Annotated in this window: 17 protein-coding genes; all 17 read left to right on the top strand. The window is 49.7% G+C overall.

What is annotated here, in order from left to right:
- Nucleotides 1–20 precede the first annotated feature (20 nt).
- The 17 genes from RS881_RS34255 to RS881_RS34175 all read left to right on the top strand — a co-directional run bounded on the left by RS881_RS34255 (nucleotide 21) and on the right by RS881_RS34175 (nucleotide 14,995).
- The gene (locus tag RS881_RS34255; RefSeq protein ID WP_315814865.1) at nucleotides 21–1,466 is read left to right on the top strand and encodes a DUF5107 domain-containing protein; all 1,446 of its coding nucleotides are present in this window, start codon (nucleotides 21–23) and stop codon (nucleotides 1,464–1,466) included.
- Nucleotides 1,433–2,227: a tetratricopeptide repeat protein gene (locus RS881_RS34250; RefSeq protein WP_315814864.1), complete on the top strand. Its 795-nt coding sequence runs from the start codon at nucleotides 1,433–1,435 to the stop codon at nucleotides 2,225–2,227. The genes RS881_RS34255 and RS881_RS34250 overlap by 34 nt, the downstream gene beginning before the upstream one ends.
- On the top strand, nucleotides 2,212–3,003 hold the full coding sequence (locus RS881_RS34245; RefSeq protein ID WP_315814863.1) for a tetratricopeptide repeat protein: 792 nt from the start codon (nucleotides 2,212–2,214) through the stop codon (nucleotides 3,001–3,003). The genes RS881_RS34250 and RS881_RS34245 overlap by 16 nt, the downstream gene beginning before the upstream one ends.
- A 371-nt stretch (nucleotides 3,004–3,374) precedes the next feature.
- Entirely contained in the window at nucleotides 3,375–3,710 is a 336-nt protein-coding gene (locus tag RS881_RS34240; protein WP_315814862.1) for a hypothetical protein, read from the top strand.
- A gap of 467 nt (nucleotides 3,711–4,177) precedes the next feature.
- The gene (locus RS881_RS34235; protein ID WP_315814861.1) at nucleotides 4,178–4,648 is read left to right on the top strand and encodes a UCP032817 domain-containing protein; all 471 of its coding nucleotides are present in this window, start codon (nucleotides 4,178–4,180) and stop codon (nucleotides 4,646–4,648) included.
- Nucleotides 4,649–4,810: 162 nt separating this feature from the next.
- On the top strand, nucleotides 4,811–5,101 hold the full coding sequence (locus tag RS881_RS34230; RefSeq protein ID WP_315814860.1) for a hypothetical protein: 291 nt from the start codon (nucleotides 4,811–4,813) through the stop codon (nucleotides 5,099–5,101).
- A 5-nt stretch (nucleotides 5,102–5,106) separates the two neighbouring features.
- On the top strand, nucleotides 5,107–5,568 hold the full coding sequence (locus tag RS881_RS34225; protein WP_315814859.1) for a hypothetical protein: 462 nt from the start codon (nucleotides 5,107–5,109) through the stop codon (nucleotides 5,566–5,568).
- Entirely contained in the window at nucleotides 5,565–5,792 is a 228-nt protein-coding gene (locus RS881_RS34220) for a hypothetical protein (RefSeq protein WP_315814858.1), read from the top strand. Before RS881_RS34225 ends, RS881_RS34220 begins: the two co-directional genes overlap by 4 nt.
- Nucleotides 5,793–5,859: 67 nt before the next feature.
- Nucleotides 5,860–6,957 (top strand): TonB-dependent receptor plug domain-containing protein, encoded by a 1,098-nt coding sequence (locus RS881_RS34215; protein WP_315814857.1) that lies wholly within the window; start codon nucleotides 5,860–5,862, stop codon nucleotides 6,955–6,957.
- Complete coding sequence (locus RS881_RS34210) at nucleotides 6,948–7,715, top strand: TonB-dependent receptor domain-containing protein (protein WP_315814856.1); 768 nt, start codon at nucleotides 6,948–6,950, stop codon at nucleotides 7,713–7,715. The genes RS881_RS34215 and RS881_RS34210 overlap by 10 nt, the downstream gene beginning before the upstream one ends.
- A 157-nt stretch (nucleotides 7,716–7,872) precedes the next feature.
- Nucleotides 7,873–8,169, top strand: coding sequence for a hypothetical protein (locus RS881_RS34205; protein WP_315814855.1), 297 nt, complete (start codon nucleotides 7,873–7,875; stop codon nucleotides 8,167–8,169).
- Nucleotides 8,166–9,056 carry a DUF4374 domain-containing protein gene (locus RS881_RS34200; RefSeq protein ID WP_315814854.1) on the top strand — a complete coding sequence of 297 codons (891 nt, stop codon included), beginning with the start codon at nucleotides 8,166–8,168 and terminating at the stop codon, nucleotides 9,054–9,056. Before RS881_RS34205 ends, RS881_RS34200 begins: the two co-directional genes overlap by 4 nt.
- A gap of 180 nt (nucleotides 9,057–9,236) precedes the next feature.
- A complete protein-coding gene (locus RS881_RS34195) occupies nucleotides 9,237–10,481 on the top strand; it encodes an ABC transporter permease (RefSeq protein WP_315814853.1) in 1,245 nt (414 codons plus the stop codon).
- 83 nt (nucleotides 10,482–10,564) lie between these two features.
- Nucleotides 10,565–11,722, top strand: a complete 1,158-nt coding sequence (locus RS881_RS34190) for an ABC transporter permease (RefSeq protein ID WP_315814852.1) — start codon at nucleotides 10,565–10,567, stop codon at nucleotides 11,720–11,722.
- Complete coding sequence (locus tag RS881_RS34185; RefSeq protein ID WP_315814851.1) at nucleotides 11,719–11,988, top strand: hypothetical protein; 270 nt, start codon at nucleotides 11,719–11,721, stop codon at nucleotides 11,986–11,988. The genes RS881_RS34190 and RS881_RS34185 overlap by 4 nt, the downstream gene beginning before the upstream one ends.
- A gap of 44 nt (nucleotides 11,989–12,032) precedes the next feature.
- Entirely contained in the window at nucleotides 12,033–12,734 is a 702-nt protein-coding gene (locus RS881_RS34180) for an ABC transporter ATP-binding protein (RefSeq protein WP_315814850.1), read from the top strand.
- Between the two features lie 50 nt (nucleotides 12,735–12,784).
- A complete protein-coding gene (locus RS881_RS34175) occupies nucleotides 12,785–14,995 on the top strand; it encodes an outer membrane beta-barrel protein (RefSeq protein ID WP_315814849.1) in 2,211 nt (736 codons plus the stop codon).
- Nucleotides 14,996–15,001 lie beyond the last annotated feature (6 nt).

The following is a 15,001-nucleotide window of genomic DNA, read 5'->3' as shown; positions in this document are numbered from 1 at the left end:
CGGCAAACGCGTTTCCTGGTATGAAAAAAACATCGCTGGTCCTGCTTGTGGCATTGTTCTGCCTGCAATATGCAATGGCACAAAGGGCAAAGGTCAATGAGTATAATAAGGTATTCACCACTTATCCATTTTCCGATCCCAACCCTATTCCTTCCTTCAGCAAAATTTATCCCTATTTCCGGTTTGACGGTTTTACCAACGCTCCTGTTCAAAAGGAGTGGAAAGTAGTAGAGTTAGAGAATGATTATATTAAACTTTCCATCTTACCAGAAATAGGAGGGAAGATCTGGTCTGCTATTGAGAAATCAACGAATCAATCGTTTATTTATAATAACCAGGTAGTAAAGTTTCGTGATATCGCGATGCGGGGACCGTGGACCAGCGGTGGCATTGAAACCAACTATGGCATTATTGGTCATACGCCTAATTGTGCCTCACCGGTTGATTACCTTGTACGAACCAATAAGGACGGTAGTGTAAGCTGTATTATTGGCGTGCAGGACCAGTTGACAAGAACAAACTGGCGTATCGAGATTAACCTGCCAGCGGATAAAGCCTATTTTACGACAAGGTCTTTTTGGCATAATGGTACGCCGTTGGAACAGCCCTATTATCACTGGATGAATGCAGGATTAAAGGCTAAAGGAAACCTGGAGTTTATTTTCCCCGGAACCAAATACCTCGGTCACGACGGTGAATATGCCGACTGGCCAATGAATAAGTCCAACGGTAAGAACCTGGCTTTCTATGAACAAAACAATTTCGGCGGCTACAAATCCTATCATGTATTTGGAAAGTATACACCTTTCTTTGGGGGTTATTGGCATGATGATGACCTGGGTATGGTAAGATACGCGCCTCATGATGATAAGGCGGGAAAGAAAATATGGATATGGGGCCTGTCACAGCAGGGCATGATCTGGGAGAAGTTATTAACCGATGATGATGGGCAGTATGTTGAAGTACAATCGGGGCGATTGTTCAATCAAAATGCAGAGAAAAGTACCCTGTCGCCTTTTAAGCATAGGAGCTTCGCACCCTATTCCACGGATGAATGGATTGAATATTGGTACCCTGTATTGCGTACCGGCGGATTCGTGGAAGCCAACGAATTTGGGGCGTTCAACATGAAGCCCGAAAATGGGTGGTTGAAACTTTATTTTTCACCCGTTCAACCGATTGATGATACACTGGAAATAAAGGCCGGTGACCAGGTAATATATCGGAAGCCCATTTCCCGACGGGTATTACAAACGTTTGCTGACTCTCTTAAACTTACAGCCGATTCCCGAAACCTCACAGCAAGCCTCCCGAAAGCGGGCTTGGTATATCATCTGCCATCAGCGGCTAACGATCTTTCCCGGCCGGTAGATGTTCCCAGGAATTTGACTGGAACAGTGTCTATGGATTATACCTCGCTGGAAAAGAGTTTATGGATCAAAAGCTCTATGTTGAAGCGGAAATGAAATTAGTGGCGGCGCTGGAAAAGGACCCCAATTTTTTACCGGCTTTAACGAAACTGGCGGCCCTGTTCTTTCGGAACCTGCGTTATGCGGAGTCGCTGGAACTGACACGCCGGGCATTGGCTATTGATACCCACGATGGTGCCGCGAATTATTACTATGGACTAGTGAATGCAACGTTGGGTCACCTGGTTGACGCCAAAGATGGGTTGGACCTCGCGGCTCTGTCAGTAGATTACCGCAGTGCCGCCTATACTGCCTTAAGCAAATTATATTTGAGAGGAAAGGACTATCAAAAGACATTGACCTATGCGGATAAAGCGCTTGCCTTTAATCGCTATGACCTTTCGGCTTATGAATCAAAAGCCATAGCCCTTCGTTATCTCCGTCAGCAGCAAAATGCGGTATCTGTGTTGGATACAATATTGACCCTGGACCCACTCAGCCATTTTGCACGTTTTGAAAATTACTTATGGGAATCGTCGAAACAGAAGAGGGATAGTTTTACATCGTTGATCCGCAACGAACAACCCAGGGAGTCTTACCTGGAGCTTGCCATCAGTTACTTTAATACAGGTTGTATAGAAGAAGCCATAGAAGTACTGAAACTGGCCCCTCCAATGCGTTGGTGGTGTACTGGCTGGCTTATCTTAATCACCAGCAGGGTAGGGCGTTTCAGTCGCAACTGGAAAAGGCCAATCAATCATCACCGGCATTCATATTTCCTTTTCGTTCCGAAACTGCCGCTATGTTGCAATGGGTGACCCAACAAACCGATGACTGGAAACCCAAATATTGGCTGGCGCTTATTTATAAAGACAGGAACAGGCTAGCAGAAAGCAGTATGCTGTTGCAACAGCTGAAGGAAATTCCGGATTATGCGCCTTTCTATGCTGCCCGTGCCTTGGCCAGTGAAAACAAACCGGAGCAAATACTACGGGATCTTACCAGGGCCATGGCATTGGATAACCAGGAGTGGCGTTATCACAAGTTGCTGGGCGAATGCTATATCCGTCAGGGGCGGGAGGATACTGCGCTACTGGTGGCTGGAAATTTCTATTCAACACATTCCTCCACTTACATTATGGGCATGCTCTATGCCAAAACATTATTGTTAAATAAGCAATATGCTGAAGGGGATAGGCTGCTTTCCAAATTAAACATCATTCCATTTGAAGGGGCTACAGAAGGCCGTGAACTGTACCGGGAAGCGAAATTGATGCAGGCGCTACAGCAAATAAAGAATAAGAAGTATAAAAAGGCACTGACCTTTATCAGGGAAGCCCGGGAATGGCCTCAGCATTTAGGGGTAGGGAAACCATACGAAGAGGAGGTGGACGAGCGCTTGGAAGATTGGCTGATGTACCAGTGCGGGCATAAAACAGGCGACAAGGATCAGGCTAAAGCATCTTTGGATAAGATCACCCGCTTTCATCCTAAGGTTGACAATACGGTCAGGAATTTCATTCCGGCCAATGCGTTGGTTACCCTGTGGGCGCTGGAAAAACAACCAGCAGGGCTAATGCCGGGATCTGGCTGAACGATCAACTGGCTAAATTTCCGGATAATGAGTCCCTGGTATGGGTAAAAGAAATATTTCAGGGTGGCAAATCGGATTTAGCGGAAGTGAAGAAAGATGCTTCCATTAGAATTTTAGAACAATTGATCAAATTGGAAGAAAAGAGCCGGGTTGAATAATCTATTCACCAGGTTAACTGCCGTGGGAATAACCTATTCAGATGATGCTGTGCAAGTACCGATAGTATACCGCTTTGGAAAAATACAAGTGCAGTAATGATCTTAGCCTTTCAGCGCTGCTGAAGGGCTTTTTATTTACTACAGGCGGGCCACGCTGGTAAAATAAAATACAACTTAGTTGCATTTAGTAGAAATTCCCCTATCTTTGATTCCATGTATCGCGCAAGGCATATACCTACCAGGCAACTGATCGCATTACTGCTTCTGTCGGTAATGATGCTGGTACATGCGGTGAAAGCTTTGCACACACATAACTCCTTTAGCTCCGACCATTCTTCCTTCCAGGAAAACGTACTTACAAAAGCCGGCGCCATACACAGTACCTGTGACATCTGTGATTTCCAACTCGCCAAAGACGCGCCCTTTACCGGCGAACTACTTCTGGTGATAGCGCCTGTACACATAGCACCTACTTACAGCAGGCTGCTCACTTCCATCAATCCCGATCGCTTATTTGTTACAGAAGGCCGGGGACCACCCCGCGCCTAACACTGCCTGGTACAACGATTACCTGGTGGCCGTTCCTGGATAGGAGACGGGCCAATGGTGATACGTACCATCACCCGGCAGGCAATCGCCTGATAAGGCATGGTTATGCCCGCTGCAACTAATTCCTTACATCAAGTCTGAGATCCGCCGTGGGACAGATTGTCCCCTAAGCATACTGAATTGCCTTGCGGCACGCGGTACCCGTGCAACTATGGCATAGAGGATATCGCCGAACACCTCTTTCCAAAATAGTAGGCATTATCAATTAAACATTTTTACTATGGAAATCATCAACCGCGATGCGCTCATTGCTTCCCTCATCGAAGAAAGAGAAAACGCATGGACAGGCGTTGGTACACATTGCTGCGGCGGCAGCCATTGCTGCAGTTCACAGGATTAATGGTTAGTCTGTTGTAAAAAAACAGCGGGGCCATGTTCCCCGCTGTTTGTACCAAAACCAAACCACCATGCAAAGTACTGACCTCACAACACTGCTGCAATACAACAACGAAGATGTACTGTCGCGCTTCACCGATCTGTTTGAAGTAACGGAAACGGAAGCCGCAGATATTTTTACCGAAACCAGGAAGTTCCTTTTCATCTGCGGGCAGCCAGACGTATTCATACCCGACGAACTGCTGATCATAGATGAAATGTGGCACAACTTCATCCTATTCACGGCCACCTACCAGGATTTTTGTCATCAATATTTCGGTACTTATCTGCACCACCAGCCTGCCTCGAAAGTGGAGAAAATAAGGCATCAGGAACAGTTGGCTGCAGATGTGGCCACAACCAGGAAAGTATTCAATGAAAAACTAACCAGGTTTATGACCGTTACCTACGATCAGCTGGGCCATGATACAATGATCAAATGGTTTCAGCAATACCCTGTGCAGTACAGTAAACAAGTCATCAAAAGTCTTAGAAAGAACTGACATGAGTATTTTCCCCAAACGCGCCGTGGCCGGCAGCAACGTCACCATCCACTGGAACCTCACCCTCCCGGCAGGCATGACATCGGCTGTATCTCCGTATGTACGCATCGGCATTCATACCCCCGATGGAAAAACGCAGGTGCTTTTGAAGAGCACGTACTGTTGCTGCCCTCTACGGCGGCGCCTGCTGCACCTACCTTACCGCAAACCAGCAATTTTCAATACCTCAATAAGCATACACCCTTGGTTGTACTGGCCTCCTACCTCGCCGGCCAGCAACCACGTGAAAAGCTGGTGGAAATATTGACCAATATACAGAACGGGCGGCACTACTATTTTACCTGGGCGATCCCTGCCAACGCAGCGCCCGGCAAATACACGCTGCTATCGGAAATGTACCTTGACGGCACACTCAAACAGTCAGGTACTGCTGCAGATGATTTTTCTATGTAGAACAATTGGATATCATTTCCCATTCTCCGGGTGAAATTATTATCCATAACCCTGGCCCGGAACCCGTACCTGCCAAACTAATTACGTATGCCAGTGGCCGCTACCAGCAGCCTGAGGCGATTGATGTATGCTACATCGAGGCAGGTGATAAACGCCACATTACCACTACTGCTAAAAGTATTTTCCTCGTGTACAGCGAAGAAAGGATCATCATTCCCTTGCATACCGGGCAGCAGCCACGTGCGCTGCGCAACCAGCAGCACCATGCCCTGTACAAAGAGGAGGCAGGAGAAGCAGTGACCTACATATTGCCTCGTGCGGGAGAAATAGCCTGGCGGCTCACTGGCGTACAACGGGCCTTTTGGGAATTGGCAGACGGCATGACAGGCGCAGAACAACTCCGGGCAACAGATAGCAATGCTTATGATGAAATGCTTGCCCAGGGCTTAATTATTGAAATACCATGAACAAACAATATACCCTGTTAACCCTGCTGGCCCCTTTGCTTTTCCTGTACAACAGCCAGGCGCAAACTTCTACCACAGCGGCAAACGGTACATCCATATACCTGGACACGCTGAAGAAGCCTGCCACCCAATTAAAGTCGGTACAGGTAAGCGCTGTGTCTTCCGGCAGCTTGCAACAATCCAATCGTGCTGTCACCGTGATCGACGCCAAAAAAATATTATAACCGCCCGGCCACCACGCTGGCGCTCATCAACCAGAGCCCAGGGGTACGTGTACGGCAGGATGGGGGCTTGGGCAGCAAGGCCGACTTCTCCATCAACGGCATCAGTGGCCGCCAGGTGAAGTTCTTCATCAATGGTATCCCTGCCGATTTCCTCGGCGCCGGCAACCGCCTCAATATTTTTCCTGTCAATGCCATCGACCGTATTGAAGTGTATAAAGGTATTGTGCCCATCGAACTGGGCAGTGATGCCCTCGGCGGCGCCGTCAACATCGTCACCCGTCAGCAACTCAGCAATTATACCGATGCTTCCTACAGCATGGGTTCTTTCAATACGCACAAAGCAGGGGTGAACACCTACCAAAACCTGGGTGAGCACTTCTTCCTGCAGGCCGGCGGCTTTTACAATTACAGTGACAACAATTACAGCATTACTGCCGATGTACCAGACCGGCTGGGCAACCCCAAGCCACAAAAAGTAAAGCGTTTCCACGACCGCTACCGGGACTACCAGTTCAATGCAGAGGCGGGTATCCTTAAAAAGAATTGGGCCGACCTGTTCAGCATCAATGCTTCGTATTACGGTATGGACAAGAACGTGCAGCACAACCTGGTAATGACAGAACCGTATGGCGCTGTAACCCGTGATGAACACACCTGGAATGCGGGGATACGCTATGTAAAACAACAGTTGCTGCCGAAGCTCAACTTATCTTTCTACGGCAATGCCGGGCAGATCAAAGAAAACTTCCTCGATACCTCGTACAATGCTTACACCTGGGACGGAAAAGTATATGAAAGAAGAATTGCCTATGGAGAAATAGCCAGCTCACGTACCGATCTGCTTTTTACTACCTATAACCTCGTGAGCAGGCTGCAACTGGACTACCTGGCCGACAGCAGCAACAAGTTCAGCTTTTCACTCACCAGCACCTGGTTCACCCGCAAAGGAAAAGATACCATTGCGGAACATTATTATGGCCAGGATTTCTATGGCCACCCGGTGCGAATGCAGAAGAATACGGCGGGCCTCGCCTGGCAGCATCAGTTTGCGCGGCGCCTTACGAGCACCACGTCGGTCAAATATTACTGGTACAAGGCTAATGGTTTCACCATCGACAATATGGTATTCAACCCAGCGACACGCTCCAAACAACAATGGGGGTAAGTGAAGCCCTGAAATACGATCTCAACAAAAACTGGCTTATTAAACTATCCTACGAATATGCCACCAGGCTACCGGATGAGATGGAGGTGTTTGGTGATTTTAGTTTGGTAAAAGCCAACCCTGCCATCCAACCGGAAAACAGCCACAACATCAATTTGATGACGCGGTATACGCGGGCGGCCTTTACAGCGGGCGTCAATGGGTTCTTCCGGCTTACCGACAATATCATTTTTCTGCAGGCTTCGCCCCGCAGCTCCCAGTACCGCAATCTGCTCAAAGCCCTGTCAGCCGGTATCGAAGCTGAAGCGAGTTACCAGTTCACGCCCACACTTTCGCTATGGGCCAATGGTACTTTTCAGCATATCATCAACAAGTCGGATAAGGAGAATACTGGAAACATTGACGACCGGTACTATAACCAGCGGCTGCCCAACAAGCAATTTCTCTTTGCCAATGGCGAACTGCAATGGACACGCCGCAACCTCTTTCGCAGGCAGCATGTTTTGCAGTGCTGGTACGGCATCAACTACGTCAACTGGTTTTACCTCTACTGGTCCAACGATGGACGGCGGGATACCAAGGCCGTCATCCCTACGCAGTTGGTGCAACAGGCAGGTGTGAGTTATGCCTTCGCCAACAACAAAGCAGCCCTGAGCTTTGAAGTGCACAACCTGGGTAATGCACAGGTGTACGACAATTTCAATGTGCAACTGCCTGGCCGCGCCTGGACGCTGAAGTGTAGGGTGTTTATAGAATGATTCTTTGTCAGGTTGAGTCCCGCCGACGGGCGGAAAACCGCCTTAAGGGTGGGTCGCCCTTCCGGGGCGGCTCACCCTGGTCTAAAGGAGCCTGTCGAAACCTACTCGATGCCTCTAAAACAAAATATTCATTGATCAATAAAAGCAACTCTAAAAAATGAAACGTAACAAAACGCTGACAGCAACCCTCTTACTCTTCTGTATGATCGCCGACAGTGGCTGTAGTAAAGACAAGGACAGTGGCGGGGACCCCGTCAACAAAGACGCCAACCAATATGCCATAGCCCTGGTAGCTGGCACCGGCAATGCACAAACCACCTATATTCAGGGCCTTGCCGGTTTTGACACCATATCACTGGGCAACAACAATGCTACCGAACTCACCGGCAATGGCCGGATGTTGGTCTATAACGGCGCAGCTTATGCCAGTGTGTACAATTCCCCGCCACCATGACGAAGTACGCCTTTGATAAAAACGGGAAGGCCACCAAGGCAAGCGAGCTCGTCGTGCCTGGCGCCAAAACCTACAGCACCGTTGAGTTCGTAAACCCTACCGAGGCTTATGCTTCAGTAGCCGGCGGCCTGGCCAAGCTGATCAAATTCAATCCCACCACGATGGAGCGCACCGGCGAGATCGACCTGTCGTCCATCCTGCGTGCAGAAGCGCCTGTGATGTATTACCTCGGTATGAAGGCACGCGATGGCAAACTGTTTATGGGTGTATTCTATGAAGGCGCCGGATTTGTAGAGAAATACAACGACACGGCTTATGTGGCCGTGATCGACCTCGCAACGGGCAAGCTGGAAAAACTCATCAAAGACTACCGCACAGGTAGTGTATTTGATGCTTACGACTCATTCTCCATCGATAAGAACGGTGATATTTATGTAGCAGCCCTCGGCTATACCAACCGCCCCAGTGGACTGCTGCGCATCAAAAAGGGGCAGACTGATTTTGATCCTGCTTATTTCTTCGACTTCGATGCAGCCACAGGGTATAAATGCCGCGGGGTATCCTTGTTCGACAATGGCCTGGCCTTTACCCTTGCATTGGTGAAACCCGCGGACTCCTATGAGATCAACGGTCCTTCCCATCAGTTTTATAAGTTGGATGTAGTACAGAAAACGAGTGCCGGCAAACTGGGCGGTCTGCCCGATGTATTTGGTTCTAATGGCGCTACCATGCGTCTCTACGGCAACGATCAGGTCATTTTTGCGTTTGCCGGTAAAACGGAGAACAGCCTGTACAGCTACCAGCTTGCCAATAGCAGTGTAAGTAAAAAAATATCCTCACCGGAGGCCGTTGCAGCGGTTTCGGTAAACTACAATAAGAGATCATGATCCGCAACTTGTTACAGATAGCCATGAAAGAGTTGACCACGGTATACCGCAGCAAGATGGTCCTGCTGATAGCAGGCATCATCCTGCTGCTGCTGGGGTGGCGGCCTGGAGCGGCTATCGCGATTATCATACAGCAAAATATATACGGGACGAAGCAAAGCGGGAAAAAGGGAACAGTGGTTGCACCAGGACCCCAAGCACCCGCATATAGCAGCACACTTTGGCACCTTTGCCTATAAGCCCAAAACCTGGTTCAGCATGTTCGATGCCGGGCTCGACAGTTATGCCGGGGCCTATGCTTACCTCGAACCGCACCGGCAAAATGATTTCGTATTCAAGCCTGCCGAAGGTCATGGCGCCAGCATTCGCTTCGGGCAACTTACGGTAGCACTTGTATTGCAACTGCTGGTGCCCCTGCTTATCATCTTTATGGGTTTTGCTACCATTACCCAGGAAAGGACTCAGGGCACGCTCAAACTACTACTAAGCAGCGGTGTTTCTTTTACCACCCTAGCGACTGGCAAGGTGTTGGGCCAGTTTACGGCCCTGCTATTATTGTTATTGCCTGCGTTGCTGCTCTCTACTGTCTTTTACTCAGGCATGGCACCGGGCGCGGGCAGTGACAGGTGGCAGCGCACGCTACTGCTGATGGCTGTATACGGCACTTACTTTTTCCTGTTTACCCTGCTCACTGTATTCATATCGGCCATCAGCAAAACCAGCGGCAATGCCTTGCTTGCCCTGCTCACCATCTGGATCACTGGCTGTATCATCCTACCTAAAACCGCGGCCAATATGGGCAGTGATCGTTATCCGCTTCCCGCTCAATATACTTTTCGTGAAGCCATCCAGCGCGATATCGTACAGGGTATCAACGGGCACAATACCAAAGATGATCGCGCGCGGGAACTGGAAACAAAACTCCTGCAACAATACCATGTAAAGCAGGTGAGTGAACTGCCTTTCAATTTTGAAGGCTACGTGATGCAGGCCGGAGAAGAATACAGCAGCCAGGTGTACGATAAACATTTTCACCAACTGCAGCGAACCCTGCTTCAACAGGATGATTTCTGCCGCCTGGCCGGTATGGTAGATCCCTACCTGGCCGTACAAGGGCTTTCCATGGCCCTGTCGGCTACCGATCTCTATACGCATATTGATTTTCAGCAAAAAACAGAAGCCTACCGTCGGCGCTTTGTGCAGCAGATGAATGAGGATATGATGCATCATTCCAGGCTGGGCGATTGGGATTATAAAGCCTCGCAGGCGCTCTATGCATCGGTGCCGGATTTTGAATACCAGCTGCCACCCTTACAGGAGGTACTGCATCGCTACCGCAGGGAACTGTTGTCACTCGCTGCGCTGCTGGTACTGGCCTGTTTGCTTTTTTACAGCGTATTGAAACGTGTTCACCTGGTCACCTGATGTAATGCTCTTATCTATTATTCATCAAAAACGGCATCCCGACTTCCGGTCATTCGGACTTTCGGACTTCCCGACTTTAAAACATGAAAACACTGCTTCTCATCAGCACGCGCGAATGGAAAATATTTACCAGGAACTACGGACAACTGGTGATATTGGCTGTATTCCTATGTGCGGGCCTGTATGCTATCCACTACGGCAATGCAGTGATCGACCGGCAGGAAGACACGGTACAATACATCCGCCGGCAGAATGCCCTCGACCAGCAACAACTGGTAAAGGGGCTGGAAGCCGACACCACTTCAGCAGCGGGCAGGGCCGCCTGGGAAAAAGCCGCCTATCCATCCAAAGTGCGCTTCTTCCTGAACTACTATGCCATTGACGAGCCGGCGCCGCTGTCGAGATTGTCCATTGGTCAGCGCGATGTGAATGCCTTTTACCTGCCACTCAACGCACAGAACCTGTACCTGCAGCTCTTCCGGTCGGAGATCGCCAATCCGCGCAAACTGCTGGCCGGCAATTTCGACTTGTCGTTCGTTATCATCTACCTGCTGCCATTACTTATCATCAGCTTCGCCTACAATCTGCTGTCGGACGAAGAAGAGAAAGGCACCTTGCCCATGTTGCGAATACAACCCGTGCCCCTTCATCGTATCATCCTGGGGAAAGGATTGTTTTGGTTTGGCATCACAACAGTTTTGTTGCTGCTCCTGTCGGTGATAGCCTTCGTATGGAGCGGCCTGCCGGGCAGCGCCCTGGCCTCCATGGGATGGTGGTTGCTCATCACCTTATCGTACGCTGCCTGCTGGTTTGCACTGTTGCTGCTCATCAATGCCTTCCGCTACACCAGTGCTTTCAACGCCCTATGCAGTCTCGGTAGCTGGCTGCTTTTCCTCGTGGTGCTACCGGCCCTGCTCAACCTGAGCTATACAGATGAAAGCCAGGCCGACCCTACCAAACTCACCAACTATATCCGCCGCCAGCAAGGGCTGGGCGAAACGAAACAGGAGAAGCGCGAAGTATTGGAACGTTTTTACAAACTATTCCCGCAGTACAGGAATGCAGATACGACAGCTGCTGCCAGTTTCCTGGAATTTCAGGCGTATTCCGCCTACGTTGCCCTGGCCGATGTAGAGGCAAAACCGGTAGTAGACGCTTACTTTCAGCAGGTGTGGGGCGCCATCAAAAGATCGCCGCTTTCAATCTCATCAACCCGGCCGTCAATACGCAAAACCTGTTGAATACCCTGGCCCATAGTGGGCTTGATGACGCATTTGCCTTCCGGGAATCCACCACAGTCTTTCACCGGCAGTTGTGTCATTTCTGCTTTGAACCGCTCTTTGCCGGCAGGATGATGACCAGGGCCGACTTCGACCATATACCTGTTTTTACATCCATTCCACGCCCGCCTGCAGCAGCCATGTTGTTGAGGGGATTGGGATGGCTGTGGTTGTTGACGGCCATTGCAGGCGCCCTGGCGTACTACCGGTTACGGTACAGGGTATAGAACACTTTTAAATAGTATTATTCACACCAATAAATGCTAATTATATGTATGCACTACAGGCAACACAGTTATCAAAACAATATAAAAACCATGCAGCGCTTAACAACTTGAACCTGACGGTGAACAAAGGCGAAATATTCTGCCTGCTCGGACAGAACGGGGCAGGCAAAACCACCACCCTCAATATCTTCCTGGGCTTTATTCCCGCCAGCGGCGGCCTGGCTTCCATCAATGGCGTGGCGGTATCGCCCAACAACAACGACACCAAAAAAATTCATTGCCTATATACCCGAGGTGGTGATGTTGTATGGACAGCTTACCGGGCTGGAAAACCTCGACTTCTTCAGCCGCCTCGCCGGTTTCAGGTACAAAAAGAACAGTTGCAGGAATTGCTGCAAAAGGCCGGTCTGCAAGCCGAAGCCTTTTCTAAAAGAGTGAGTACCTATAGCAAAGGCATGCGGCAAAAAGTGGGTATCGCCATCGCCCTTGCCAAAGATGCCGACGTGATTTTCATGGACGAGCCCACCAGCGGCCTCGACCCTAAGGCCACCAACGAGTTTACAGCTATCGTGCAGCAACTGGGCAAGCAGGGAAAAGCGGTATTGATGGCCACCCACGATATTTTCAATGCGGTGAACGTAGCTACCACCATCGGCATCATGAAGCAGGGACAGCTCGTCCATGTGCTAAGTGCAAACGATATTGATGCACACAAACTACAACAGCTATACCTCGAAACCATTTAAAGCCTGCTGCCTGCAACGGCTTGTTTCATCGATCTATGTAATACACTACCATGAACACTCCTTATTCTATTATCCTGGTTATATTGCTTGCGGCAGTGATCCCGGCTGCCGGGCGGGCACAATCAGCGCCTGCCGGTACGGCCGGTACCAAACAGCCATCTGTGAAAAAGGATACCCTTGCGTTTCCCCACACCGATTCTATGCGGCAGGTAACCGTTACCGCTACTAAAAACACTTTGCAGGTAGAGAATGGTCGTATTGTTATGAACCTGGCCAATAGCGCCCTCACCAGCGGCGCTTCGGTATTCGACCTGTTGAAGAAGATGCCGGGCATCAGTGTAAGTCAGGACGATAATATCAGCCTGCGCGGAACAGAAGGAGTGAACGTACTCATTGATGGAAAAATGAATTACCTATCGGGGAAACAATTGGCCGACTTTCTGAAAGGACTGAGCGGTGATAATGTAGCGAAGATAGAACTGATCACCGCGCCTGCAGCGGAGTTTGATGCCGCCGGCAATGCAGGCATCATCAATATCGTTACCCGCAAACGTACCATTCGCGGCTATGCCATTGACCTGCGCTCGGCAGTGACCAGGGGTAGCACCTGGATGACAAATCAAAACATCAGCGCTACACTCAACACCAGTGCTTTGAGCCTCTATGGTTCCTTCGATTACAATACGCCCAACCGTAAAGTGATCAGCACCAGTAGCAATACCATACAGGAAAACGGTGCTGCTTTTCAGCTTCAACGATCTGGCGACAGCCGCTACCTGATCAAATTTTACACCTGGCGCCTGGGCGCCGAGTGGCAGCTCAACAGCCGGCACCAAGTGAGCGCTCACTATCATGGCTACTTCGATGATTTTGCAGCACCCAAAGATGCATTGGTATATAAATACATGGGCAATCACCAGTTGCATTCCATTATCCAAACTGACAATAATATTGTGGAACCCTATCATTACGATGCAGCCAATTTGGCCTGGACCTGGCGCATCGATACCACGGGTAAAAAACTAAGTACAGAAGGTCACTACATCAGTTACCGCAATCTTTCCGATGCGCTCATGACCACCACCGTGACCAGTGGTACCGACGGTTCACTCCTGGAAAAAAATACCCTGCGTTCTCATCAACCAGGATACATCACCATCCGCTCGGCCAAAACAGATCTCGAATGGCCTCATAAAGGGATACTATTCAAAGGAGGGCTCAAATATGCCTACGTGACCAATGACAACAATTTCCGCTTCGATTCACTCATCGGCGGTTCTTATAAGGAAGCCAGCACTATGTCGAATCATTTTATTTACGATGAACGCGTATCTGCCGCTTATCTTTCTGCTGCCAAAAAGATAAAACGCACCAGCATTATGATTGGCCTGCGGGTAGAACATACCGATGCCAAAGGGTATACCGTGAAGGACGGCTTTAGCAACCGGTGGGCGTACACCAGTTTCTTTCCCAGCTTATCCATAGACCGTGAGCTGAAACAACACAAGCTGAACTTATCCATCAGCCGTCGCATTAACCGGCCTACTTATTCCGACCTCAACCCTGTACGTTGGTATACGGATCAATACTTCTATTATTCAGGCAACCCATCGCTTGTGCCGGAAATGGCCTGGCTGATCTCCGGCGCCTGGACCATCCACCGCAAATACATTGTAACGGCCACCTACGCCCTGCGCAACAATTATATGACCAAAAGGCTACTCCATGACTCTGCCACCAATGCCATTAAAAGCGTGACGGCCAACTTCCACTATATGCAGCGGTTCGACCTGCTCTTCTCGGCGCCTTTCAATGCGGGCCCCTGGAGCATGCAGGTATCCGCCGGCGCCAACTATTCCCGTTATCCCTTGCCGCAGGCAGGCGATGATGTCATCGCCGCCCGTTGGGCTTTCAATGCACAGGCCCAGCAACAAATTAGGCTGCCCATGGGGTTCCGCCTCGAAGTAGCCACTTTCTTTCATTCGCGTGAGCTATGGGGCATTTACCTCAAAGATCCCTTATTCTTTATGGATGCCGGTATACGCAAATCCATGATGAAGGACAACCTTACGTTGCAGCTCAACTTTATGGATTGCCTGCGCACTTACCGCCTGCGCGGAGCCTCACTTGCCAACACAACGGATTACAGTTATTATGACCGGCCCGAAGCGCACCGCATCAGCTTCAGCGTACGGTACCATATTGGCGGCAAGCTTACCTCCAAAAGAGCCAGCAGCATTGAAGAACAGGAAAGACTATAATCATAA

It is taken from the genome of Paraflavitalea speifideaquila (assembly GCF_032395985.1).
Classification (GTDB): domain Bacteria; phylum Bacteroidota; class Bacteroidia; order Chitinophagales; family Chitinophagaceae; genus Paraflavitalea; species Paraflavitalea speifideaquila.
This window is presented reverse-complemented; position numbering and strand designations above follow the sequence as displayed.

What these genes read in the sequence shown, in the direction of transcription:
- RS881_RS34255 (WP_315814865.1), top strand. Translation starts at nt 21, where the DNA reads ATGAAAAAAACATCGCTGGTCCTGCTTGTGGCATTGTTCTGCCTGCAA.
- RS881_RS34190 (WP_315814852.1), top strand. Translation starts at nt 10,565, where the DNA reads ATGAAAACACTGCTTCTCATCAGCACGCGCGAATGGAAAATATTTACC.
- RS881_RS34245 (WP_315814863.1), top strand. Translation starts at nt 2,212, where the DNA reads ATGTTGCAATGGGTGACCCAACAAACCGATGACTGGAAACCCAAATAT.
- RS881_RS34210 (WP_315814856.1), top strand. Translation starts at nt 6,948, where the DNA reads ATGGGGGTAAGTGAAGCCCTGAAATACGATCTCAACAAAAACTGGCTT.
- RS881_RS34175 (WP_315814849.1), top strand. Translation starts at nt 12,785, where the DNA reads ATGAACACTCCTTATTCTATTATCCTGGTTATATTGCTTGCGGCAGTG.
- RS881_RS34235 (WP_315814861.1), top strand. Translation starts at nt 4,178, where the DNA reads ATGCAAAGTACTGACCTCACAACACTGCTGCAATACAACAACGAAGAT.
- RS881_RS34240 (WP_315814862.1), top strand. Translation starts at nt 3,375, where the DNA reads ATGTATCGCGCAAGGCATATACCTACCAGGCAACTGATCGCATTACTG.
- RS881_RS34180 (WP_315814850.1), top strand. Translation starts at nt 12,033, where the DNA reads ATGTATGCACTACAGGCAACACAGTTATCAAAACAATATAAAAACCAT.
- RS881_RS34250 (WP_315814864.1), top strand. Translation starts at nt 1,433, where the DNA reads ATGGATCAAAAGCTCTATGTTGAAGCGGAAATGAAATTAGTGGCGGCG.
- RS881_RS34220 (WP_315814858.1), top strand. Translation starts at nt 5,565, where the DNA reads ATGAACAAACAATATACCCTGTTAACCCTGCTGGCCCCTTTGCTTTTC.
- RS881_RS34200 (WP_315814854.1), top strand. Translation starts at nt 8,166, where the DNA reads ATGACGAAGTACGCCTTTGATAAAAACGGGAAGGCCACCAAGGCAAGC.
- RS881_RS34205 (WP_315814855.1), top strand. Translation starts at nt 7,873, where the DNA reads ATGAAACGTAACAAAACGCTGACAGCAACCCTCTTACTCTTCTGTATG.